The sequence below is a fragment of the uncultured Mucilaginibacter sp. genome, assembly GCF_937859865.1.
GTDB lineage: Bacteria > Bacteroidota > Bacteroidia > Sphingobacteriales > Sphingobacteriaceae > Mucilaginibacter_A.
Map to the genome: position 1 here is coordinate 71557 of NZ_CALMAT010000118.1, position 24911 is coordinate 96467.

Sequence of the window (24911 nt, forward strand, 5' to 3'; positions counted from 1 at the left end):
ACGCCACTTCCGCTTTTATAGAATTATTTTTTGCAAAAGTAACTTAAAAATACAAATTACAAAATGTTAGGTTGATTTACTTTTAGGTTTAAATAAGTGATACCAATTTTTATGTGGTAAAAGAAGCATCAAGCATAAAACCAAATGCTTCTTTTATCGCCTAAAAATCAGGCTGTTACCTTTGAGCGTTCGATGACTTCGCGGTAATAGTCTTCATACAAAGGCAAGATCAGGCTCAGGTCGAACTCTTTGGCGCGTTCCAAAGCGTTCTCTTTAAATTGTTTCAAGCGTTCCTCATCCTCCAAAATATAAACACACCTTTCGGCCAAAGCTTCCACATCGCCAACGGCTGTCATAAACCCGGTTACGCCTTCTACGTTCAATTCTGGTATTCCGCCCGTATTAGAACTTACCACCGGCACTTTGCAGGCCATGGCTTCCAGCGCAGCTAAACCAAAACTTTCAGATTCGGAAGGCATCAAAAAAAGATCGGCAACGGATAAAATTTCTTCCACTGCTTCTTGCTTGCCCAAAAATCGCACATTGTCGCATACCTTTAAATCCCGGCAAAGCTGTTCGCACATCGAACGTTCCGGCCCATCGCCAACCATCAACAATTTAGAAGGCAGTTTTTTATTCACGATTGCAAACAGCTTGATCACATCTTCTGTCCGTTTTACTTTACGGAAATTAGAAGTGTGCACCAATATTTTTTCGCCCGAAGGCGCAATGGCTTTTTTAAAATGGTCTTTGGCTTTTTTGCTGAAACGTTTTAAATCAATAAAATTGGGGATAACGCGGATTTCGTTTTCAATATCAAAAAAATCCAACGTGTCTTGCTTTAAGTGATGAGAAACAGCCGTAACCCCGTCAGACATGTTGATAGAAAAAGTAACAACCGGTTTAAACGTCCGGTCTTTGCCAACCAGCGTAATGTCCGTTCCGTGCAAAGTAGTTACAAAGGGAATATGGATGCCGTAAGTTTTTAAGATTTGCTTGGCCAGATAAGCCGCCGAAGCATGCGGGATTGCATAATGAACATGTAGCAAATCCAGCTTTTCAAAACGCGCTACGTCAACAATTTTACTTGTTAAAGCAATTTCGTAAGGTGCGTAATCAAACAAAGGATATTTGGAAACGGCAACTTCGTGGTAATACAGGTTTTCTGAAAAAAAATCTAACCGCGCCGGCTGGTTATAGGTAATAAAGTGTACCTGATGGCCATGATCTGCTAAAGCTTTTCCTAATTCGGTGGCAACAACACCGCTGCCACCGAACGTTGGATAGCATACAATACCTATTTTCATTAATCTGATTTATACACAAATCTATATGTTTATAAATTGCAGAATCTGATTTTTATGTAATAATTAAGGTGTAGTTGTAGCACTTGTACTTTGGGCAGATTGGCCGGAAGCTGACCGTGCAGCCGTAAGTTTAGCCTGTAGTTCCTGTTGCGTCTTTTGCTTTTTAGCGATTTCTTTGTTCAGGTCTTTAATTTTATTGTTCAAATCCTTTACATCAGCGTTTTCGCTTTTTGCATCTGATGATTTGCTTGCTGCACGCTTAGCTGCCTTTTGTGCTTTTTTGGTTTTGCTATAATCCGCATCGGTAGCATTTTGTGCCTGACTGCTGCTTTGCTGTGCGGCCTGTTGTGCATCCTGGTATGCGCTTTGTGCTTTTGCCTGTTGAGTTGGCAGTTTGCCTTGCGCATCCTGCAGTTTCACCTGCAAATCAGCAATATCTTTGGTTACATCTGCGTATTGCTTACTCAATTTAACGGTGTCTGTTTGACAAAAAGCTTGCGTACTAAAACCTAATACCGCAATTACTAACACTAAAATAATTTTTTTCATGTTTAAGATTAATTTTTTCCCTTGAATTACAAAAACCATGCCTTTTAGAACCTATTTAAAGTTTTATAATGAAATTTATAGTACTTCTTTTATGCCCATAAATTTGTGCTTGGATATTTTTCCGGTACAGAAACCACAAAAAGACAATGATTTTTAGGTGGTAAAAGAAGCATAGAAAATAAATCGGATAAAATTTAAACAGCTTTTTTGTTATTGTACGCCTTTTTGTATGGCTTCATAAACAGCATCCTGTACCCTTCTGCGGATGCCCAACGAGGATAACTTTTCAGTAACTTTTGGGTTAACGCGGTTAGAAAGGAAGATATAAACCAAATTATATTTCGGGTCAACCCAAAAACAAGTTCCGGTATAACCTGTGTGGCCATAAGTTTGATCGGAAGCCAAAACCGAAGGATATTTAGTTTCGCGGTTTGGGTCCCAACGGTCAAAACCTAAACCGCGCCGGCTCACATCTGATTGTTTGGAAGTAAAAAGATCAATCGTTTCGGGCTTAAAATACTGCATGCCGCCATAAGTGCCGCGGTTTAAGATCATCTGGTACAAAATTGCCAAATCATTGGCGCTTGCAAACAAACCGGCATGACCGGAAACGCCGCCAAGCAAACCAGCTCCCTGATCGTGCACATAACCGATCAGCAATTGATGGCGGAAACCAATATCGTTTTCTGTAGGCACGATCTGATTTTTTGGAAAACGGTTTAACGGCAAAAAACCGGCCGTTTGCATCCCCAACGGCGAATAGAAGTTTTGCTGCACATAAACATTTAAGGGCGTGCCGGAAATGGTTTCTACAATTTCCTTCATAAAATACATGCTCAAATCGCTGTACACATATTTGCCGCGTGTTCTAATTGGGGATTTCAGCATATCCGGCCAGATCACATTTTTAAAATAATCTTTTCTTAAATAAAAATGGTCGGCAACTTTGGTTGGAAAAGTAGCTGAAGAATCTGTACTTCGGTCCACGGCTTTCAGTTTTTCCCAGGTGATGATATCCGGAACCATGCCTGTTTGGTGCGTTAAAAACTCGCGGATTTTCAGATCATCTTTGTTGGTGCCACGAGCTGAAACCAAATACGTACCCGCAGTAGAATCCAAATTCAGCTTTCCCTGATCGTACAAACGCATTGTTTCCATCGTTGTGGCCGAAACTTTGGTTACCGATGCCAAATCAAAAATATCCGTGATTTTGTCCTTTAAAGTATCATTGTAATTATGGCTGCCGTAAGCTTTGTTAAAAATCACTTTTCCGTTTCTGGCCACCAAAACCACAGCGCCAGGCGTTGCCTGTGCGCGGATCGCTTCGGCAACAATTGCATCAATCGCACTGTTTAAGTTATTGGCGTTGATGCCCGCTTCTTCGGGAACCGAATAAGCCAAGCGAGTTTGTGTTGTGGTAAACCCTGCCCCTTTTTTAAATTTTGCCGAAACATCTCCTGTTAGTTTTTGATTTGCTGCCACGCCGCCAAAAATCAATTGCGCTGCAAAGTTGGCTGCAATGGGCGAATTGGTTGCCGACCAGATTAATACTCCTTTTAGCACATCAAATTGTGCGGGCAAAGTTGGCATGCCAAAACAAACCACGATAAGGTTTTTATGCTGATCTAAGTTGGTTAAAAAAGGCATCAAAGCCGGATTGCTCAAGTCGTTTCTGTTTAGCGGAACGATGACGGTTTGAAAAAATTTTAAATCAAACAACAGGTTGTTCAGCGTTTTGTCCGCATCGTAAATGGCCGAATTGAAAGTTTGTACTTTGGTATATTTATTCAACAAACTATCAAAAACCGAAGCGTTTTCAAAACCAAAATGAACGCTGGCGAATTTTTGCTGATCCAAATTTTTGATTGGCACCAACTGGTTCGGGTTGTTCAGCAAAACGGTAGAAGCTTCAATGCTTCTTTTAGCGGCTAAAAATTGTTGGTTTTGCTGGTGCTGATCTTGTGCACACGCCGAACTTAGTACCATTATCATCCAAAAAAATCCGGCTAAACATTTACGGTTAAGGCTTTTTATATACATTTTCTCCGTTGATATAAGTTTGCAATACTTTCACTTTTGGCAGTTCGCTGCCTTTTACGCGCATCAGGTCCTGGTCTAAAATCACAAAATCGGCAAATTTGCCTGGTTCTAAACTTCCTTTTTCATTTTCCTGGAAATTGGCTTTTGCGGCCCAAATCGTCATTCCTTTAATTGCTTGCTCTCTTGTTAACGCATTTTCTTTTTGAAAACCGCCTTCGGGCAATCCTTTTAAATCCTTCCGTTCTACAGCGGCATAAAACGTGTAAAACGGACTGATGTTTTCTACCGGAAAATCCGTCCCCAACGGCAGCCAGCCGTTTTGCTGCAGCAATTGCTGGTAAGCGTATGCTGTTTTTAGCCGTATTTTTCCTAAGCGCTGAACGGCCCAGTTCATATCCGAAGTTGCGTGGGTTGGCTGGACGGAAGGCACGATGTTGTTCTCCCCAAAATATTTAAAATCAGCCGGATCAATAATCTGACTGTGTTCAATCCGCCAGCGGCGGTCATTTTTTCCTTTTAAAACCGAAGCATAAATCTTCAGCATCACGCGGTTGGCCGAATCGCCGATGGCGTGCGTACACATTTGGAAACCTTTTTTTGCCAGAAGCGCTGCTATTTCCTGAAAATGCTTTTGCGGGCTTCGTAAAAACCCGTTCCATTTAGGCTGGTCGGAATACGGTTTCAGCAAACAAGCGCCTCTCGAACCCAAAGCGCCATCTGCATAAACTTTAACCGAACTTACATTTAAACGCGGCGTTTTGACGGCACCGTTTCGAAACAATAAATCCAAATTCTTCTGATTATCGGACAGCATCACAAACATTCGCATCTTTAAATCGCCGCGGTTTTGCAACTGCCGGATGGTGTTGACCAAAGGATAATCCAAACCGCAATCATCAACCGTAGTCAGGCCAACCGCAAAACAATTACGCTGCGCCTGTAATAAGGCATTTTGAGTTTGTTCTTCGGTTGGTTCCGGGATTTTATGTGTAACCAGATTCACGGCGTTGTCCAGCAAAATCCCGGTCAGTTTTCCTTTCACCGTTTCAATTGCTCCGCCGGCCACTTTTTGGTTTGGTTTGATGCCGGCGATGTTTAATGCCGCCTGGTTTGCGATGGCCGCATGGCCGTCAACACGCGTTAAAACAACCGGCCTTTCGGGGAACAAGCTGTCCAACTTCAGCTTGTTTGGAAATTGCTTCGTTTTCCAGCGGTTTTGGTCCCAGCCATTGCCGATGATCCAGCCTTCGGTATTGTTTTTAGCGTAACTTTTAACCGAATCAACGGCGACATTCCAACTGGGCAAATCCTTTAAATTCACGGTTTGCAAACCCATTCCATATTCGTAAAAGTGCGTATGTGCATCAATAAAACCCGGAAAAACAGCTTTTCCGTGCGCATCTACTACTTCTTTTACCGTATATTTTTTTTCCAGGTCGGCCGTTTTTCCAACTTCCAGGATTTTTCCGTCTCGCACCGCAAAAGCTTCGGCAATGGCAAAACGGTTATCAATGGTATAAACACGGGCGTTTTTGACCAGCAGATCGGCGTTGTTTTCTTTTTTTTGCTGACAAGAAAACACCGATAAAAGAAGCATCAGGCAGCATACTGTTTTTATGCCTATAAATTTGGTAAAAGGTTTTGCAGAAATAGCCATCAAAATTTTATCGTGTTGTTTAGTTCAAATTGTTGTTCTTTCATCCGAATCTGCAAAAATATTATCAGTAAACAATCATTTTAAATTTCGCAAAGCTACATCGGCCCGGTAAAACTGCGAAGTTATGCGATCAATTTTTTAATTTAGCATCGAAATAGAACTGAGGAAGATTAATGTCTGATATTATCCACCTTTTGCCTGATGCTGTTGCCAACCAGATTGCCGCAGGAGAAGTGGTACAACGCCCTGCATCGGCCGTAAAAGAATTGTTGGAGAACGCGATTGATTCGGGCGCCGATAAAATCCAACTGATTGTAAAAGAGGCTGGTAAAGCTTTGATCCAGGTGATTGACAATGGTTGCGGCATGAGTTTTACCGATGCGCGGATGTGTTTTGAACGCCATGCCACTTCCAAAATCCGAAAAGCCGATGACCTTTTTGCCATCCGCACGATGGGTTTTCGCGGCGAAGCCATGGCTTCCATCGCTGCTATTGCCCAGGTGGAATTGAAGACGAGGCGGCACGAAGACGAATTAGGAACCAAGATTTGCATTGAAGCCTCAACCGTTGTAAGCCAGGAAGCTTGCGCCACCGCTGCCGGAACTTCGGTTTGCATTAAAAACCTTTTTTACAACACACCTGCGCGCCGAAATTTTTTGAAAGGGAATTCGATAGAAATGCGCCACATTATTGACGAATTTCAACGCGTGGCGCTGGCTTATCCGCAGGTATTTTTTACGCTGCACCATGATGGGCAGGAAGTTTTTCATCTGCCTTCGGCTTCTTTAAAACAGCGCATTGTGCATCTTTTCGGCAATAATTACAACCAGAAATTAGTGCCGGTAAAAGAAGACACCTCAATTATTAAGTTGGACGGTTTTGTAGGCAAACCAGAATTTGCACGCAAAACACGCGGCGAGCAGTTTTTTTTTGTGAACAACCGTTTTATCCGCGATAATTATTTAAACCACGCCGTTTCTTCGGCTTTTGAAGAATTGTTGCAGGACGACAGTTTTCCGCTTTATGTTCTTTTTATTTCGATTGATCCGGCCAAAATTGACATCAACGTCCATCCAACAAAAACCGAAATAAAATACCAGGACGAAAAAGCAATTTATGCCATTATCCGTTCGGCTGTAAAACGGTCTTTAGGCCAATACAACATTACGCCTTCATTGGATTTTAACCAGGAAACTGGTTTTGACCAGATGATCACCCATAAACCATTAGATCAGATTGTTCCGCCGGGAATCAATTTTAACCCGGATTTCAATCCTTTTTTTAATGAGGTAAAAACAGCATCCGATACTTCAGTTTTGCGACAATCGGCTGAAAGGCGCAAACCCGATTTTGTGCAAAACTGGGACACATTGTACGAAATAACACAGGAAAAAATCGCGCAGCAGCACCAAATCGAGATGCAGCAGCGCGAAATTGCGGTGGATAACCAACAGCTAACAAAATCAAGCGAACGGCAATTGTTCCAGATCCATAACCGTTTTATTTTATCGCAAATAAAATCCGGTTTTATGCTGATTGACCAGCAGGCCGCACACGAACGGATTTTGTACGAGCGTTTTTTGGTGCAGTTAGAAAACCATACCGGTGTTAGTCAGCAAACTTTATTTCCGCAAAGCATCACATTAAGCACGCCGGATTTTGAGCTGTTAAAAAGCTTGTTTAACGATGTTCGTGCTTTAGGTTTTGATATTAGAGAATTTGGAAAAAACACGGTGATTGTAGAAGGTGTTCCGGCAGAATTGACTAATGCCATCGAAAGCGAAATGCTGGAAAAATTGCTGGAAGGTTTCAAAAACAACCAATCTGCTTTAAAACTGAGCAAGCACGACAATTTGGCCCGAACGCTGGCGCGAAATGCAGCCGTAAAACCAGGAACCCGTTTTTCGCTGGAGGAAATGAACCAATTGATTGACCAACTGTTTGCCTGCCAGCTGCCCAATGTTTCTTTAAGCAGCAAACCCGTAATCATTACTTATACTTTAGAAGAGCTTTTACAAAAATTTGATCGATAAAAGAAGCATCGAACCGCTTCTGCCAAAACCATGAATTTATTCGGACAATCGCCTTTAGCCAACCTTACGCCCGTTGTAAAAAACCTGCTGATCATCAATATTATTTTCTTTATCGCCACTTTGGTTTTTCAAAGTATGGGCATCGAACTGGCCTTTCACCTTGGTGCTTTTTACTTTAATTCGCCTCATTTTCGGGTTTGGCAAATTATTACATACATGTTTATGCATGGCGGTTGGGCGCATATCTTTTTCAATATGTTTGCTTTGTACATGTTTGGTCCCGCTATTGAAAATTACATGGGTTCAAAGCGTTTTTTTAACTATTATTTCATTACAGGTTTAGGCGCTTTAGCTTTGCAAATGCTGGTGCAGGCAATTGAAGTGCATGGCATTTTGGGCAGCTTTACTTTTGACCCGGCTATGAATTATAATATCTCGCCAGAAGATGTAGGAAGGCTTCGGGCCATTTATGCTGAACCGATGGTTGGCGCATCCGGGGCTTTGTTTGGAATTTTAGTTGCCTTTGGTGTTTTATACGCCGAAACCAGTCTATATATTATGCTAATTCCGATCCCGGTAAAAGCAAAATATGCCGTAATTGGTTATATTGTGGTAGAATTATATTTGGGTTTGAGCCAGCACCAGGGCGATTCGGTTGCGCATTTTGCTCATTTGGGCGGTGCGCTTTTTGGTTATATTTTATTAAAAATTTGGGGCATGCACAAAACAAACGATTTTTATTAATGTGCCGTTATTACAATGAAATTGTTTAAACTTTTTTTCGGCTGATGCTTCTTTTACCCTATAAAAATTGGTGTTTGTATCAACCTAAACAAATCAAAACAAATAGCCTACTGATTTTTGGGCGGTAAAAGAAGCATGGTATAAAGCACAAAAGAATAAGTTTGAACAAGTTCAATGAAAATCTTTTAAACTGATAATTTTTATGTGGGAAGAAATTCGTACACAAGTGTTTCGTTCAGGAAACCGGTTAAATATGCTGATCGGTATTAACGTTATTGTTTTTTTATTTCTGAGCCTGCTTGGCGTGGTAGAAATGCTGACGACGCGGAACGCAATCATTTCGGCAACGATAAATGATTATTTGGCAGTTCCCTCGTATCTGCCAAAATTATTGATCCGTTTTTGGACACCTTTAACCTACATGTTTTTACACAGCGGGTTTTTCCATATCCTGTTCAACATGTTGTGGTTTTACTGGATGGGCGGAATTTTTCAGGAATATTTGGGCGGAAAAAAGCTGGTTGATCTGTACATTATCGGCGGCTTGGCGGGCGCATTTTTGTACGTGCTATTTTATAACGTCTTCCCGCTTTTTGCTGATGTAAAAACAGTATCTACAACCGTTGGCGCTTCGGCTGCAGTCATGGCCATCATCGTGGCAACGGCAACTTTACTGCCCGATTATACCATCCAACTGCTGTTTCTCGGTTCGGTAAAATTAAAGTGGATAGCCTTGTTTTATGTTTTGTTTGACCTCATCAGCATCACCGGGCCAAATGCCGGCGGCGAAATTTCGCATATCGGCGGTGCTATTGCAGGCTTCTTTTATATCAAACATTTGCAGGGAAATACTGCACTTGGCCGCGCTTTCGAACGTTTTTCAAAACCTAAAACGCTGCATGTCGTATCAAAGAACTATGCTAAAAACAGTACGGTCAGGCCAAAAGAAGAAGAAATAGATTCTATATTAGACAAAATTTCGCAATCCGGCTATGCAAGCCTCAGCAAAAAAGAAAAAGAAATCCTGTTCAATGCCAGTAAAGACGAGACCAGTTAAAAAGAAGAAGCTTCACTTTTTTGATTATGTGGTTTTAGTTTTTACCATTATAGCTTCCGTTTCTATTCTGTTAAGCCTGCTGGCCAGTTTAATTGACCCGCGTACCTGTTGGCCGCTTGTTTTTTTTGGCCTGGCTTATCCGCCGCTTTTAATTGCCAACATCATTCTGGCTTTGTATTGGCTGCTCCGTTTCAGCAGGTTTATTTTCATTTCACTGCTGAGTATTTTAATTGGCTGGAGCATTTTTGCCAAGAGTTTTAATTTTAGTTCCACTACTGCTGACGGGCCAAAAAAATCCGCCAATTATTTAAGGTTAATGACTTACAATGTGCACAGTTTTCAAGGTGTTGGCGCCAATGCTTCAAAACCAACGCGCACAGAAATTTTGCAGCTAATCAAAACCGAACAGCCCGACGTACTTTGCATCCAGGAATTTTACAGCCGCAAAAAAGGGGAAGCCGCCATGGTTGATTCGATCAAAAAAGCTTTGCACACGCCTTATTTCTACCGTTTTGTGGTGAACAATATTGATTACGAAGGCAACGGCATTGCAGCTTTTTCAAAATTCCCAATCATCAATAAAGGTTTGATCCCGCTTGCAGATAACAACAGTACCAACCAGTGTATTTATATTGATATAAAAAAAGCAGATAAAATTATCCGCGTTTATGCCGTGCATTTGCAGTCTATCCAATTTATGCCCGAAGATTACCAAACGATTGACAGCGTTAAAAAAGTAGAAGAAACCAACGTGCATTCTTACAAACGCATTTTAAGCAAGCTAAAAAAAGCATTTTTAAAACGCAGCGAGCAGGTTTATTTAGTAAAAAACCATGCCGCCACCTCGCCTTATCCTTTTATTATTGCCGGCGATTTTAACGATACGCCTGCTTCTTTTGCCTTAAACAAAATGTCAGAAGGATTGGTCAATGCTTTCCGCGAAAAAGGGAACGGTTTTGGCGCCACTTATAACGGTGATTTCCCCAATTATCAGATTGATTATATCCTGGCACAGCCCAAATTTGAGGTGATCAATTACCTGGTGCTCAAGAAAAAGCTTTCCGACCATTACGGCATCCGTGCCGATTTGCGTTTGAAGTAACAAAAAACCGCCTTTTTGTCTAAATTTGCCCGATGCAGCAAAAGCTTTTTATTTACAACACTTTATCGCGCAAAAAAGAAGAATTTAAAGCCATTAACCCACCGTTTGTGGGCATATATGTTTGCGGCCCAACCGTTTACAGCGATGTGCATTTGGGCAACTGCCGCACGTTTATTTCTTTCGATCTTATTTTTCGATACCTTACGCATTTGGGTTATAAAGTCCGCTACGTACGAAATATTACCGATGCCGGCCATTTAGAAGGTGATACCGATGAAGGCGAAGATAAAATCTCCAAAAAAGCAAAACTGGCGCAGTTGGAGCCGATGGAAATCGTGCAAAAATATTCGGTTGATTTTCACGACGTAATGCAGATTTTCAATGTAAAACCACCCAGCATTGAACCAACGGCAACTGGCCACATCATCGAACAAATTGAACTGGTAAAAACAGTATTGGAAAAAGGTTTTGCTTACGAAGTAAACGGTTCGGTTTATTTTGATGTGGAGAAATACAACCAGCACCACAATTACGGCATTTTAAGCAACCGCAATTTGGAAGACATGCTGAACAATACACGCAATTTAGGCGGCCAGGAAGAAAAACGCGGCAAGCTGGATTTTGCGCTGTGGATCAAAGCAAAACCAGAACATCTGATGAAATGGCCTTCGCCCTGGAGCATTGGTTTTCCGGGCTGGCATTTAGAATGCTCGGCCATGAGCCATAAATATCTGGGCGAACAGTTTGATATCCACGGCGGCGGAATGGATTTGGCGCCAACGCATCACACCAACGAAATTGCACAAAACGAAGCTGCTTGCGGAAAGATGCCTGCCAATTATTGGATCCATACCAACATGTTGACGGTTAACGGACAAAAAATGTCAAAATCTTTAGGCAACAGTTTTTTACCTCAGGAATTGTTTAGCGGCAACCATTCTTTGTTGAACAAAGGTTTTAGTCCGATGACTGTCCGTTTTTTTATGTTGCAGGCCCATTACCGCAGCACATTGGATTTTTCGAACGAAGCTTTGGATGCATCAGAAAAAGGCTTTAAAAGGATGATGAACGCTTTTGCTTTGGCACCAAACTTAAAAGTAAATGCAACAGGAGAAATAGAAATCGAACCTTTGCAGCAACGGTGTTATGAGGCGATGAACGACGATTTTAACAGCCCGGTTTTGATAGCCGAATTGTTTGAAGTTTGCCGTTTAGTCAATTCTATCCAAAATCAAAAGTTGAAAATTGATAAGCCAAACCTGGAACTTTTACAGCAATTGTTACAGCATTTTATCATTGATGTACTGGGTTTAAAAGATGAATCCGCTGCATCAGATGAACTGCCAAAAGTGCTGGATTTTGTAATCAACCTACGCAGCGAGGCGAAAACGAACCAGGATTATGCCACATCGGACAAAATCAGGCATGGTTTGCAAAAGATTGGTTATCAGCTTAAAGACAGCAAGGAAGGCACAAGCTGGACAAAAATTTAGGTGCTAAAAGAAGTATTGTTTAAAACCTTAATACTGCAACTTCATCCTTCATTTGGATAATAAAGCTGAACGAATACAGTTAAGCTTGAGCAGAAGCATTTTTTGCTGCTGCTTTGTGATTAGTTGTATCAGCAGAAAAAACAATAACTTGCAGCCAGATTTTTCTTTGATCAAAAATCATAAAAGTTAAACTTTAACTCAACAAAACCTTATTCTAAATTCATAATAAAACCAAGAATACCAATGAAAAAAATATGTACTGCTTTTGTAGCTTTTTTATGCTTTAACGGTTTGGCTTCGGCACAAAAAATTACACAGGTAAAAGAAGTATTGGATGCAGAAAAAGAATACAACCGTGTAACTGCCCAAAAAGGGATACGCGATGGCATGCTGGCAGTTGCAGACCCGGAAGCAATGGTTTTTAAACCAGAGCCTGTTTTGGCTAAAACGTATTATGCCGAAAGCGGAAAAATAGCAGGCAAATTAACTTCGGCCCCAAAAATTGCACGTATCTCTGCCAACGGCGACCTCGCATTTACGGCCGGTCCTTATACCATTAAAAATGGTACAGACGATGCCAGTTTTGGCGAATACCTTTCCATCTGGCGTACAGATTTATCGGGTAAGTTGAAGCTGCTTTTCAACATCAATATGGAACACCCGGAACCGAAACAGGAGCAAACTGTTGATTTTAAAGATGCTGCCACTTCGCCCCGCATCCAAAGCAAAGACCCTTTTAACGGCCGTACTATCATTACCACTACCGATAAACTGTTTAATACTTCGCTGGGTTTTTCGGCCCTTTCTGCCTACAAAGAGTTTTTAGCTTTGGATGGCCGCTATTATTTCCCAGGGTTTGAACCAATGGTTGGCCAGGACAAAATCTTACAGTTTATTAATAACCAGGCCATTTCAATCGAAGCCTTAAATACCGGTTCTGGCCGTGCCGTTAGCGGGGATTTAGCCTACAGTTATGGCAAAGCAAAAATTAAGAAAGGCACCATCACCAACAATTACAACTACATCCGCATTTGGGAGCCGGACAAATCCCACAAATGGAATATTTTGGTAGAGATATTTTCGCCCATTGAAAAATAGGTGGTAAAAACAGTATCAACAAGAAAGGCCGCTCAAATGAGCGGCCTTTCTTGTTTAAAAATGCAATTTCCTTAAAACAACTGTTCGATAATCTGGTCGGCAGACAAACCTTCTGCTTCTGCACGATAATTGCGCACAATGCGGTGCCGTAAAATGGCTTTGGCCACGGCTTGTACATCTTCTATATCCGGCGAATATTTTCCAGAGATAACGGCATGGCATTTCGCCCCTAAAACCAAAAACTGCGATGCCCTTGGCCCTGCGCCCCAGCTTAACAACTGGTTTACTTTCGGCGTGGCCAAAGCTGTGTTTGGACGTGTTTTCGCTGCCAATTTTACCGCATATTCCAGCACATGGTCTGTAATCGGGATGTTCCGTACCAATTGCTGAAAGTAGCGTATCTGTTCGGCGTTCAATAGTTTTTTAATGGTATTGATTTGGTTGCCCGTTGTATTTTTAACAATGTTCAATTCTTCCTGCCAGGAAGGATAATCCAAAGAAATGTTAAACATAAACCTGTCCAACTGCGCTTCCGGCAGCGGATAGGTTCCCTCCTGCTCAATTGGGTTTTGCGTTGCTAATACAAAAAAAGGTTTATCCAATTGGTGTGTTACACCGGCAGCCGTAACCGCTTTTTCCTGCATGGCTTCCAGTAAAGCAGCTTGCGTTTTTGGCGGTGTGCGATTAATTTCATCTGCCAAAATAATGTTAGAAAAAACCGGCCCTTTAATAAATTTAAAGTTTCGGTCTTCGCCTAAAATCTCAGAACCAATAATATCAGAAGGCATTAAATCCGGCGTAAACTGGATGCGGTTGAAGCTTAAATCCAAAACCCGCGCCACTGTTTGAACCAGTAAAGTTTTAGCCAGTCCGGGAACGCCAACCAGCAAGCAATGGCCGTTGCTAAAAATAGCGATCAAAACGGATTTTACTACCTCATCCTGGCCGATGATGGTTTTGCCAATCTCTGCTTTAACTTCACGGTACGATGCAAACAAGGCATCAGCAGCTTCTACTTCCGAAGTATGTTGCATATTATTTTGCCTGTGCTATGTTAACAACCCAAGATTTAAGCTGGTCGCAGGTTTGATACTCCGGATCAATATTGATGTAAGTTTCTTTGCGGCGTTTTTCAAACCAGTCGCTTACTGTTTTATTGATTTTAGTTTCAGAGGCAGCATCCTTTAACTTCGGAAAATCCTGCGCCAAATTCGCTTTGTGTGCATCTGTTTTTGATTTCAGGTACAATATCTTATAAACCTTGGCATTTTTTTGAGTGGTAAACAAAGCAGGCGGCGCCATGCTTCCAACTTTCATAGTATCTACCACCAAGGCAACTTGCGGGTCTAATTTATCTGTCGGGATAAAAGTTGAACGGTTTTGTACATCTTCTGCGTTCAGCAGCATGCCGCCATTATACTTGGTTTCATTATCATCAGAAAACGCAGAAGCAGCCGCTGAAAAGTCAATTTTATTGGTTTTGATTACTTTGTAAATACTATCAGCTTTAATTTTGGCGCGGTCCAAACTGGCTTGTGTTATTTCCGGTATAATCAAAATATGTCTCGCATGCACTTGTTCGCCGCGGCGTTCAATCACTTGCAAAAAGTGAAAACCAAACTCTGTTTCAAAAACCGACGAAATTTCTCCTGCTTTTAGTTTGAAAGACATAGCCGTAAATTCTTTAGCCATCATATTCCGATCAAAAAAGCCCAAATCGCCGCCTGCCGGTGCCGATCCCGGATCTTGGGAATATAAAGTGGCCAGCGTGCCAAAATCTTCTCCGTTTTTAACCCGTGTACGCAGCGCTTCTGCTTTTTCGCGCGAAAGTTGTTTTTCTTCTTTCGTCAGTTTTGGGTTAAAAACAATTTGTGCAATTTCTACCTCTTTGTTGATGGAAGGTAAACTGTCTTTCGGGATTGAGTTGAAATAGTTTTTTACATCCTGCGGCGTAACACTAACTTTCTCAGTAATTTTTTGCTGCATCCGTTGCGCAGTCAGCAACTCCCGGATGTCCGGCCGGATTTCATCTTTGTATTGAATTATAGATTTTCCAAGGAATGCTTCCAGCTTGTCCTGCCCGCCTGCATTTTGGATAAACCTTCGCATCCGCCGGTCCACCTCGTTGTCCACTTCATCGTCTTTTACAATCACACTATCTATAACGGCTTGCTGCGTCAGCAACTTTTGAGTTAACAATTGCTGCAAAACCTGACATTTTATTGTCGGGTTTGGTTGATTGCCCTGAAGTAAATAATTATCGTATTCGTGTTCAATATCAGAATTTAAAATAATGCTGTTTCCAACTACGGCCGCAACTTTATCTAATGATTTTTTTTGACCCAAAGCTGTAAAAACACTCATCACAAAACACAGGATCAAAACGGTAAATTTTCTCATATAAAAATTATTCTTTTAAAAATACACATGCTGTTTTTATCGTGTATAATTTGGTTAAATTTCGGAAAAATTATCCGTACCTGCACAAATTACACAACATAACTTAACGGCAATATTCTCGAAATTATATGGAAGCCGGAAACAGTTTAACTAATTTTAACCAAAATTGATTATGTTAACCGAAGAAGCAGCCGCATTGCAGATTTTAATGAACGAAGATTTATACCTTACCAAAAATGATTTATTGTGGGAAGAAAAGCCCGTGAAATTTATTTTTTCTGAAAAACCGGTTGCAGAATTACCAAAAAAGACAAAAACAGAATTTATTTCAATCGGAAAAAACTTGAAACACTTTTTGATTTTGACCGATCAGAAACTGAATGACAACCAGTTAAAAGCTTTAGAAAATACGTTGGCACGAAAGCAAATGGATTTTGATGATGTGGCTATTGTTGATTTCTCGGCCTATCAAAACATTAGTTTCAAAGAATTGCATGCTTCTTTTATGCCACTAAAATTGGTGTGTTTTGGGTTGAAGCCGAAAGATTTAAGTTTGCCGGAAGCAATGTTGAACGAGATCCATCAAGAACCAAATTATCAGATTTTATATACCTACAGTTTTACCGAAATGCTGGGCAATAAAGATAAAACCAAAGCTTTTTGGGATGCGATGAAAACTTTGTAACCATGATGAAAGAACTTGTTTTTGTAACCAACAATGCGCATAAAGTTGAAGAAGTTGCACACGCGGTTGGCAATCGGTTTAAAATATTAAGCCTGAAAGATTTGGGTTTTGAAGAAGAAATTGAAGAAACCGGAACCACTTTTAAAGAAAATGCTTCGATCAAAACACAACGGATTTATCAGCAATACAACCTGGATTGCTTCGCAGATGACAGCGGTTTGGAAATTGCAGCTTTAAATGGCGATCCCGGCGTTTTTTCTGCACGATATGCCGGCGAACATGGAAACCATCAGGCCAATATTGAGCGTGTTTTGGAGCAATTGGAAGATGAGAAAAACCGTAAAGCACAATTTAAAACCGTTGTTTCTTTGATTTGGAAAGGACAGGAACACTGGTTTGAAGGCGTAGTTACCGGCACCATTCGTACAAAAATCTCCGGGAATGGTGGTTTTGGTTATGATCCGATTTTTCAGCCTGATGGTTATCCGATCTCTTTTGCTGAAATGCCTTTGGAAGAAAAAAACAAAATCAGCCATCGCGGAAAAGCCATGGTGCAACTGATTGCGTTTCTGCAACAACAATAAAACCCAATGCTTCTTTTACCGGCATAAAAAAAGCGCTTTCGGGATTTTCTCCCAAAAGCGCTTTTCAATTTATATCAGTTTAAACTTATTTTACTTCTTCAAAGTCAACATCAGTTACAGAATCGGCTTCGCTTCCTGCTGCTTGGCCGGCGTTTGCGCTACCATCAGCAGTTGGCCCGCCTTGTGTACCTGCGCCGCCATCTTGCGTAGCTTTATACATTTCTTCTGATGCTGCATTCCATGCGGTTTGCAGTTCTGTTTGGGCTGCGTCCATATCAGCTACGTTTTTAGCGGCATAAGCTGTTTTTAGCTTGGCCAAACCAGCTTCAATCGGTGCTTTTTTATCAGCAGAAATTTTATCGCCGTATTCCTTCAATTGTTTTTCTGTCGAGAAGATCAAAGCATCGGCAGCGTTCAATTTTTCAACTTCTTCTTTTGCTTTTTTATCGGCTTCGGCATTGGCTTCGGCTTCGTCTTTCATTTTCTTAATATCAGCATCAGTTAAGCCGGAAGAAGCTTCGATACGGATTTTTTGCTCTTTGCCGGTTGCTTTATCTTTTGCAGATACATTTAGGATACCGTTTGCATCAATATCAAAAGTAACTTCAACTTGCGGAATGCCGCGAGGTGCAGCAGGAATTCCGTCTAAGTGAAAACGGCCGATGGTGCGGTTTTGGGCAGCCATTGGGCGTTCGCCTTGCAAAATATGGATTTCTACCGAAGGCTGGTTATCAGAAGCCGTAGAAAAAGTTTCTGATTTTTTAGACGGGATTGTTGTGTTTGCATCAATCAGCTTCGTCATCACGCCACCCATTGTTTCGATACCTAAAGAAAGCGGAGTAACATCCAGCAACAACACATCTTTTACTTCTCCGGTTAACACACCACCTTGGATTGCAGCGCCAATAGCCACCACTTCATCCGGGTTTACACCTTTTGAAGGTGCTTTTCCAAAAAACTTTTCAACAGCTTCCTGGATTGCAGGGATACGGGTTGAACCACCAACCAGGATAATTTCGTCAATATCTGAAGTACTGTAACCGGCATTTTTTAATGCAGTACGGCAAGGTTCGATAGTACGTTTAATCAAACTATCAGCCAATTGCTCAAATTTTGCACGAGTCAAAGTTTTTACCAGGTGCTTTGGCATACCATCAGCAGCGGTAATATAAGGCAAGTTGATTTCGGTTTGCGCAGTGCTTGATAACTCAACTTTGGCTTTTTCGGCTGCTTCTTTTAAGCGTTGCAAAGCCATCGGGTCTTTACGCAGATCTATGCCTTCGTCGCTTTTAAATTCATCGGCAAGCCAGTCTATGATTACCTGGTCAAAGTCATCTCCGCCCAAATGTGTATCGCCATCGGTTGATTTTACTTCGAATACGCCATCGCCTAACTCTAACACAGAAACGTCATGTGTACCGCCACCGCAGTCAAACACCACGATTTTCATGTCTTTGTGCGCTTTGTCCAAACCATAAGCCAAAGCAGCAGCAGTTGGCTCGTTGATGATACGACGAACTTTTAAACCGGCAATTTCGCCTGCTTCTTTCGTAGCTTGGCGTTGTGCATCATTAAAATATGCAGGAACGGTAATAACCGCTTCTGTTACTTCGGTCCCTAAAAAATCTTCAGCCGTTTTCTTCATTTTCTGAAGGATCATTGCTGAAATTTCCTGTGGGGTATAATTACGGTCTCCGATAACGATCCTTGGTGTGTTGCCATCACCTTTAACCACTTTATACGGAACGCGTTCAATTTCTTTGGTAACTTCGTTAAACTGGTTTCCCATAAAGCGTTTAATCGAAGAAATGGTTTTTGTAGGGTTTGTAATTGCCTGGCGTTTAGCAGGATCGCCTACTTTGCGTTCGCCATTATCTACAAATGCCACAACGGAAGGAGTGGTGCGTTTACCTTCGCTATTAGCAATAACAACAGGTTCGTTACCTTCCATTACTGCCACGCAGGAATTTGTTGTTCCTAAGTCAATTCCAATAATTTTAGCCATAATATGATTGATTTTTATTTTAATTTTCGCTTAATAATTCTAATCTTATTGAACAAGCTATGTGCCAAGCAGCACAATTATTCTTATTAAGTATTTGCTGACAGGTTTTTACCTGGATTTAACACATAAGAAGGATTTTTAGAATGACATCCTGTCATATTTATTACAACCTTTGGTTAAATACATACTATAACATCAATTTTATGGGGGTAAAAGAAGCATCGTTGATGCTTCTTTTACCCCCATAAAAAAAGCCCTGATTAAAACCAGGGCTTTTTTATCCTTTAATCAGGACAAATTTTATTTACAATTCTTCGTCTGGCGCTAAGGGTTCACCTGCTGATGAAGGATCAGGAATTGGTGTAGCCGGCGTGCTTTGATCTACTGGAGAATCAATGCCGCCTTCCGGCGAATTTACATTGCCATCAGCTTTGTTGCCACGGCCAGAACCACGACGACGGGTTGATTTCTTTTCTGTTGCTGCTGCATTTCCTTTGGTATAAACGGTATTGTAATCTACCAATTCGATGATAGCCATTTCAGCATTATCGCCTAAACGGTTTTCCATTTTTACGATACGCGTGTAACCGCCTGGGCGCGTAGCAATTTTTTCGGCTACTTCGCGAAATAAAATGGTTAACGTTTCTTTATCTTTTAAGTAACTAAAAACAGTACGACGGGAATGTGTAGTATCATTTTTAGATTTGGTCAATAAAGGCTCAACATACATACGCAAAGCTTTTGCTTTAGCCAATGTTGTAGTGATGCGCTTATGCAAAATAAGCGAAGAAGCCATGTTTGCCAGCATCGCTTTGCGATGGCTGTCGGTGCGGCCTAAATGGTTTACTTTTTTTCCGTGTCTCATTGTTTATTTGTTTTTGCACGTGCATACCGTTGGGTGATGGTTCAAACCCTCGGAATTATGCCAATGGATTAATTTAATCCGTTCCTTTTCAGGCACCGGTTTTATTCTTCGTCTAATTTGTATTTTGAAAGGTTCATGCCAAAAGATAAGCCTTTTGATTTCACCAGATCCTGAATTTCGGTCAACGATTTTTTACCGAAGTTTCTAAATTTCAACATATCGGCAACATCATAAGAAACCAATTCTGCCAAAGTGCGGATGTCGGCTGCTTTTAAGCAATTTAAAGCCCTTACAGAAAGGTCAAGATCAACCAATTCCGTTTTCAGAATTTTGCGCATATGCAGAATTTCCTCGTCAACTTCTTTGGTTTCTTCTTTGGTTTGCGCTTCCAGCATCATGTTTTCATCCGAGAACAACATAAAATGTTGGATCAAAATTTTTGCAGCTTCTTTTAAAGCATCCTCCGGATGGATCGAACCATCAGTTGCAATATCCAAAACCAATTTTTCGTAATCGGTTTTTTGTTCAACACGGTAGTTTTCGATCACGTATTTTACGTTTTTTATCGGGGTAAAAATAGAATCTACTGCGATAACACCTACAACAGCATCTGCATTTTTATTCTCTTCACTTGGAACGTAACCTCTACCTTTGGCAACTGTAAATTCAATTTCTAAAGTTACAGAAGAATCCATGTTGCAGATCACCAACTCTGGGTTTAAAACACTGAAGTTATTGGAAAACTTGGTAATATCACCGGCTTTAAAACTATCCTGACCATTGATGATGACAAATATCTTTTCATTATCACCAGAATCACCTGTTTTTTTGAAACGAACCTGCTTTAAGTTTAGGATGATTTCGGTAACATCTTCAACAACGCCTTTCATTGTTGAAAACTCGTGGGTAACCCCGGAAAAACGAACGGAGGTAATTGCATAACCTTCTAACGAAGAAAGCAAAATACGACGTAAAGCATTACCGATAGTGATACCGAAACCTGGTTCTAAAGGACGAAATTCAAACGTGCCGTCAGAATCATTTGATTTCTGCATGATCACCTTATCTGGTTTTTGAAATGCTAATATGGCCATTTATATACTATTAGTTATGTTTGAATGATTAAATTGAAAACGTAAAAACCGGCTGTTTGCCGGTTATATTACATCATCATAATATTATTTAGAGTAAAGCTCGACGATGAGGTTTTCCTTGATATTTTCAGGAATTTCATCGCGCTGCGGATAGTTCAGAAATTTACCCGACAAGTTATTCGGGTCCCATTCCAACCAGCTAAACTTATTGATCCTTCTTCCGGATACCGTATTGGTAATAGCCTCTAAAGATTTAGATTTTTCGCGGACAGAAATAACGTCGCCAGCTTTTAAAGAGTAAGACGGAATGTTAACCACCATATTATTAACATTGATATGTTTGTGGCTAACTAATTGGCGTGCTGCTGAACGTGTTGGTGCCATGCCTAAACGATACACCGCATTGTCCAAACGAGCTTCTAATAATTTCAAAAGCATTTCTCCCGTAACGCCTACGCTACTAGAGGCTTTATGAAATAAATTTTCAAACTGGCGCTCTAATACACCATAAGTGTATTTAACTTTTTGCTTTTCCATCAACTGTACTGCATACTCGGATTGCTTACCTCTTCTTTTAGAGGTTCCATGCATGCCAGGAGGATAATTCTTTTTTTCTAATGCTTTGTCAGGACCAAAAATTGGTTCTCTAAATCTTCTTGCAATTTTGGACTTGGGTCCGGTGTATCTGGCCATTTTTGTTTTTTTAAAGTATCAGTATAAAAACAGTACTGAATCTTAGCTTTAAAATCGGTTAATTAAACTCTTCTTCTTTTAGATGGGCGGCATCCATTGTGCGGCATAGGCGTAATATCGCGGATGGTAGTTACTTCAATACCTGAAGTTTGCAAAGTACGAATAGCAGACTCACGCCCTGCGCCCGGCCCTTTTACAAAAACTTCAACTTTGCGTAAACCTAAATCATGCGCTGTTTTGGCACAGTCAGCGGCAGCTTGTCCGGCTGCGTAAGGAGTGTTCTTTTTAGAGCCTTTAAAACCCATCTTTCCTGCCGAAGACCAAGAAATAGCTTGTCCGTTATTGTTGGTTAACGTAACAATAATATTGTTGAAAGTAGCATTGATATGTGCTTGGCCAACTGGCTCGATCACAACAATGCGCTTTTTGGTAACTTTTTTAGCTTTAGCCATTTTATTGATTGAAAATTAACAGCTTATTTACTAAACCAAAAAGCTGTTAACAATTAATGATTACTTAGTAACTTTTTTCTTGTTAGCTACAGTCTTACGTTTTCCTTTTCGTGTACGTGAATTGTTTTTGGTACGTTGTCCCCTTAAAGGTAAACCTTTACGATGACGAGTTCCTCTGTAGCAGCCGATGTCCATTAAACGCTTAATGTTTAATTGAACTTCAGAACGCAATGATCCTTCGACCTTGATTTGGTCATTGATAATCCCTCGGATAGCTGTTAGCTGTTCGTCAGACCAATCCTGAACTTTCACACTAAAATCAATGCCAGCCTGGGTCAAAATATTTTGAGCGGTAGATCTGCCGATTCCAAAAATATAAGTTAAACCAATCTCGCCTCTTTTGTTTCTTGGTAAATCAATACCTGCAATCCTTGCCATATTTTATTTAATATTTAGCCTGTTAAAAGAAGTATCTTGACTATTCTTTACAGGAAACCTAATTTATCCCTGACGTTGTTTAAACTTTGGGTTTTTCTTGTTGATTACGTAAAGCTTTCCTTTACGGCGTATGATCTTACAATCTGCGCTTCTCTTTTTAATAGATGCCCTAACTTTCATTTTATTTGTATCTATAAGTGATCCTACCTTTTGTTAAATCATAAGGACTCATCTCTAATTTCACCCGGTCTCCAGGCAAAATTTTGATATAATGCATCCGCATTTTACCAGATATGTGAGCAATTATTTCATGCCCATTCTCTAATTCTACACGAAACATAGCATTAGATAATGCCTCTTTTATTACACCGTCTTGTTCAATTGAGGCTTGTTTAGCCATATTTTATTGATTTCTACTTCGTTGTCTATTTTTGAAGCGGGATGCAAAATTAACAATTTTTTGTTAAGTATTATTTTTTTCTTTTAAAACTTTTTCAATGTAATCGAAGGAGGTTAAAATATCTGCTTTCCCCTTTTTTACAGCAACCGTATGCTCATAATGGGCAGAAGGTTTACCGTCAGAAGTAGAAATTGTCCAGCCATCATCCCAAAATCTTACACTGGCACGTCCGGCGTTTATCATAGGTTCAATGGCAATCACCATTCCTTCTTCCAGTTTGATTCCCGAACCTCTTTTGCCATAATTAGGAACATCCGGCTTTTCATGCAATTTAGTACCAACACCATGGCCAACTAATTCTTTTACCACACCAAAATGAAATTTCTCAGCATGTTCCTGAACTGCATAACTAACATCACCGATCCGCATTCCGGGTACTGCTTTTGATATGCCCAATTCCAAACATTCCATCGTAACCTGCATCAATTTCCTGATCTCTTCACTCGGTTCACCAACTGAAAAAGTATAAGCGGAATCACCATAATATTTATTCATAACAACACCACAATCAACAGAAATAATATCGCCTGGAACCAACTCATATTTCCCAGGAAAACCATGCACCACTTGGTTGTTTGGAGAAATACATAAAGAAAAAGGGAAACCATTGTAATTCAAAAAAGCAGGAACACCGCCATGATCACGAATGAAAGTTTCAGCCGCTTTATTCAGTTCTATTGTCTTAATTCCCGGTCTGATTAATTTTGCAATTTCTCCAAGGGTTTTAGAAACCAGTTGACAGCTTAACCGTATTAGTTCAATTTCTTCTGGTGTTCTATAATTAATCTTGGGCATTCTTTCCTACCAAAAATTAAATTGCAGGAGGTGTTGTCCCAGCAGCAACAGGAATAGCAGTACGTCCTTTGATCCGGCCTGTTTTCATCAAGCCATCATAATGACGCATCAATAAATGACTTTCAATTTGTTGCAAAGTATCTAAAACCACACCAACTAAGATGATTAAGGAAGTTCCACCGAAAAACCTGGAAAACTGGCTATTTACACCTAATTTTGATGCTATTGCAGGTATGATTGCTACGATGGCAAGAAAAATTGACCCAGGTAAAGTTATTCTGGAAATTACTGCGTCAATGTACTCTGAAGTTGTAATACCTGGTTTTACACCCGGAATAAAGCCCTGGTTCTTTTTCATATCGTCAGCCATTTGGTTAGGGTTAACCGTAATTGCTGTGTAGAAATAAGTAAAAAGGATAATCAGAATGGCAAAAATAATATTGTGCGTAAAAGAAGTATAGTCAGAAACTGCCATTAAAAAACCATTAGATGCAGCGTTTGGAAAAAACGAAGCAACGGTAGCCGGAATAAACATCAAAGCCTGCGCAAAAATAATTGGCATAACACCTGCCGCAGTAACTTTAAGCGGGATATATTGTCGAACACCACCATATTGTTTGTTGCCCACAATTCGCTTAGCATATTGAACAGCAATTTTTCGTGTTCCCTGAACGATTAAAATTGTAAACATCACTACGGCAACCAAAGCCACAATTTCAATTAAAAACGCTATTGGACCGCCGTTTCCGCTAATGCGGGAAGTAAATTCTGACAGGATACCAAAAGGAAGCTGTGCAATAATACCAACCATAATGATTAGTGAAATTCCGTTTCCAATTCCTTTATCTGTAATTTTTTCGCCTAACCACATTACAAACAACGTACCGGCAGTCAATACAAAAACTGAAGAAATGGTAAACAAAGGCTCTCCAAATAATTTAGCTTCAGACGGGATCTGTGATTTAACATAACCGATTGCCTGAAGTGCAGTAATAAATATAGTTAAATAACGTGTCCACTGGTTAATCTTGTTTCGGCCGCTTTCCCCCTCCTTTTGCAATTTTTGGAAATAAGGAACAGCTATACCCAACAGTTGCATTACGATTGATGCAGAAATATAAGGCATTACGCCTAAGGCAAAAATAGAAGACCTTGAAAAAGAGCCTCCAGCAAACATATTTAATAAACCTAAAACCCCTTCTCTTGCCTTTTGTGAATCAATTGCATTAGCATCAACCCCTGGGATAGTGATAAAAGAACCAATACGGTATATTAAAAGAAATAAGAGTGTGTTGATGATACGCACTCTTAAATCGTCAATTTTCCAAATGTTGGAAAGCGTGTTGAAGAATTTCTTCAT

24 protein-coding genes and 1 tRNA gene (1 of these 25 running past the window's edge) are annotated in these 24911 nt (G+C 40.5%); 8 read left to right on the forward strand and 17 right to left on the reverse strand.

All coding sequences use genetic code 11. The features are described 5' to 3' along the window. The 5 genes from Q0192_RS12395 to Q0192_RS12415 all read right to left on the reverse strand — a co-directional run. Window positions 1-13 (reverse strand) — tRNA-Leu (locus Q0192_RS12395); it reaches 78 nt to the left of the window's first position. Between the two features lie 154 nt (window positions 14-167). Then, window positions 168-1307: an N-acetyl-alpha-D-glucosaminyl L-malate synthase BshA gene (gene bshA / locus Q0192_RS12400; RefSeq protein WP_299289797.1), complete on the reverse strand. Its 1140-nt coding sequence runs from the start codon at window positions 1305-1307 to the stop codon at window positions 168-170. Window positions 1308-1370: 63 nt separating this feature from the next. Then, a complete protein-coding gene (locus Q0192_RS12405) occupies window positions 1371-1856 on the reverse strand; it encodes a hypothetical protein (RefSeq protein WP_299289798.1) in 486 nt (161 codons plus the stop codon). A gap of 210 nt (window positions 1857-2066) precedes the next feature. Further along, the gene (locus Q0192_RS12410) at window positions 2067-3848 is read right to left on the reverse strand and encodes a serine hydrolase (RefSeq protein ID WP_299289799.1); all 1782 of its coding nucleotides are present in this window, start codon (window positions 3846-3848) and stop codon (window positions 2067-2069) included. A gap of 28 nt (window positions 3849-3876) precedes the next feature. Beyond that, window positions 3877-5553: an amidohydrolase gene (locus tag Q0192_RS12415; protein ID WP_299289800.1), complete on the reverse strand. Its 1677-nt coding sequence runs from the start codon at window positions 5551-5553 to the stop codon at window positions 3877-3879. 173 nt (window positions 5554-5726) lie between these two features. Between Q0192_RS12415 and mutL the strand changes: the two genes are divergently transcribed. The 6 genes from mutL to Q0192_RS12445 all read left to right on the forward strand — a co-directional run bounded on the left by mutL (window position 5727) and on the right by Q0192_RS12445 (window position 13080). After that, the gene (mutL, locus tag Q0192_RS12420) at window positions 5727-7586 is read left to right on the forward strand and encodes a DNA mismatch repair endonuclease MutL (RefSeq protein WP_299289801.1); all 1860 of its coding nucleotides are present in this window, start codon (window positions 5727-5729) and stop codon (window positions 7584-7586) included. Between the two features lie 30 nt (window positions 7587-7616). After that, entirely contained in the window at window positions 7617-8330 is a 714-nt protein-coding gene (locus Q0192_RS12425) for a rhomboid family intramembrane serine protease (RefSeq protein WP_299289803.1), read from the forward strand. Window positions 8331-8532: 202 nt separating this feature from the next. Beyond that, window positions 8533-9387 carry a rhomboid family intramembrane serine protease gene (locus tag Q0192_RS12430; RefSeq protein ID WP_366518185.1) on the forward strand — a complete coding sequence of 285 codons (855 nt, stop codon included), beginning with the start codon at window positions 8533-8535 and terminating at the stop codon, window positions 9385-9387. Further along, complete coding sequence (locus Q0192_RS12435) at window positions 9362-10489, forward strand: endonuclease/exonuclease/phosphatase family protein (protein WP_299289804.1); 1128 nt, start codon at window positions 9362-9364, stop codon at window positions 10487-10489. Before Q0192_RS12430 ends, Q0192_RS12435 begins: the two co-directional genes overlap by 26 nt. A 32-nt stretch (window positions 10490-10521) precedes the next feature. Then, window positions 10522-11982 (forward strand): cysteine--tRNA ligase, encoded by a 1461-nt coding sequence (gene cysS, locus Q0192_RS12440; protein WP_299289805.1) that lies wholly within the window; start codon window positions 10522-10524, stop codon window positions 11980-11982. A gap of 243 nt (window positions 11983-12225) precedes the next feature. Then, entirely contained in the window at window positions 12226-13080 is an 855-nt protein-coding gene (locus tag Q0192_RS12445) for a hypothetical protein (protein ID WP_299289806.1), read from the forward strand. A 71-nt stretch (window positions 13081-13151) separates the two neighbouring features. Here the strand turns inward: Q0192_RS12445 and Q0192_RS12450 are convergent, their stop codons facing one another. Together Q0192_RS12450 and Q0192_RS12455 are read right to left on the reverse strand one after the other, a co-directional pair. Next, a complete protein-coding gene (locus Q0192_RS12450) occupies window positions 13152-14114 on the reverse strand; it encodes a MoxR family ATPase (protein WP_299289807.1) in 963 nt (320 codons plus the stop codon). Between the two features lies 1 nt (window position 14115). Next, window positions 14116-15480, reverse strand: coding sequence for a peptidylprolyl isomerase (locus Q0192_RS12455; RefSeq protein ID WP_299289808.1), 1365 nt, complete (start codon window positions 15478-15480; stop codon window positions 14116-14118). Between the two features lie 172 nt (window positions 15481-15652). On the opposite strand from Q0192_RS12455, the gene Q0192_RS12460 reads away from it, so the two are divergent. Continuing rightward, on the forward strand, window positions 15653-16165 hold the full coding sequence (locus Q0192_RS12460) for a hypothetical protein (RefSeq protein ID WP_299289809.1): 513 nt from the start codon (window positions 15653-15655) through the stop codon (window positions 16163-16165). A 2-nt stretch (window positions 16166-16167) separates the two neighbouring features. Next, window positions 16168-16749, forward strand: a complete 582-nt coding sequence (gene rdgB, locus Q0192_RS12465; RefSeq protein WP_366518186.1) for an RdgB/HAM1 family non-canonical purine NTP pyrophosphatase — start codon at window positions 16168-16170, stop codon at window positions 16747-16749. A gap of 85 nt (window positions 16750-16834) precedes the next feature. Here rdgB and dnaK read toward each other — a convergent pair whose 3' ends face one another. The 10 genes from dnaK to secY all read right to left on the reverse strand — a co-directional run bounded on the left by dnaK (window position 16835) and on the right by secY (window position 24911). Further along, entirely contained in the window at window positions 16835-18754 is a 1920-nt protein-coding gene (gene dnaK, locus Q0192_RS12470) for a molecular chaperone DnaK (protein ID WP_299289810.1), read from the reverse strand. Window positions 18755-19058: 304 nt separating this feature from the next. Continuing rightward, the gene (gene rplQ / locus Q0192_RS12475; protein WP_299289811.1) at window positions 19059-19619 is read right to left on the reverse strand and encodes a 50S ribosomal protein L17; all 561 of its coding nucleotides are present in this window, start codon (window positions 19617-19619) and stop codon (window positions 19059-19061) included. Between the two features lie 101 nt (window positions 19620-19720). Then, window positions 19721-20713, reverse strand: coding sequence for a DNA-directed RNA polymerase subunit alpha (locus tag Q0192_RS12480; RefSeq protein ID WP_299289812.1), 993 nt, complete (start codon window positions 20711-20713; stop codon window positions 19721-19723). An 84-nt stretch (window positions 20714-20797) separates the two neighbouring features. Next, window positions 20798-21406, reverse strand: a complete 609-nt coding sequence (rpsD, locus tag Q0192_RS12485; protein WP_299289813.1) for a 30S ribosomal protein S4 — start codon at window positions 21404-21406, stop codon at window positions 20798-20800. Window positions 21407-21468: 62 nt separating this feature from the next. Further along, the gene (gene rpsK, locus Q0192_RS12490) at window positions 21469-21858 is read right to left on the reverse strand and encodes a 30S ribosomal protein S11 (protein WP_299289814.1); all 390 of its coding nucleotides are present in this window, start codon (window positions 21856-21858) and stop codon (window positions 21469-21471) included. A gap of 60 nt (window positions 21859-21918) precedes the next feature. Beyond that, complete coding sequence (gene rpsM, locus Q0192_RS12495) at window positions 21919-22296, reverse strand: 30S ribosomal protein S13 (RefSeq protein ID WP_299289815.1); 378 nt, start codon at window positions 22294-22296, stop codon at window positions 21919-21921. A gap of 63 nt (window positions 22297-22359) precedes the next feature. Beyond that, window positions 22360-22476 carry a type B 50S ribosomal protein L36 gene (ykgO, locus tag Q0192_RS12500; RefSeq protein ID WP_120181030.1) on the reverse strand — a complete coding sequence of 39 codons (117 nt, stop codon included), beginning with the start codon at window positions 22474-22476 and terminating at the stop codon, window positions 22360-22362. A 1-nt stretch (window position 22477) separates the two neighbouring features. Then, window positions 22478-22696: a translation initiation factor IF-1 gene (gene infA, locus Q0192_RS12505; RefSeq protein ID WP_013665023.1), complete on the reverse strand. Its 219-nt coding sequence runs from the start codon at window positions 22694-22696 to the stop codon at window positions 22478-22480. Window positions 22697-22759: 63 nt separating this feature from the next. Beyond that, window positions 22760-23551, reverse strand: coding sequence for a type I methionyl aminopeptidase (gene map, locus Q0192_RS12510; RefSeq protein ID WP_299289816.1), 792 nt, complete (start codon window positions 23549-23551; stop codon window positions 22760-22762). A gap of 16 nt (window positions 23552-23567) precedes the next feature. Continuing rightward, entirely contained in the window at window positions 23568-24911 is a 1344-nt protein-coding gene (gene secY, locus Q0192_RS12515) for a preprotein translocase subunit SecY (RefSeq protein WP_299289817.1), read from the reverse strand.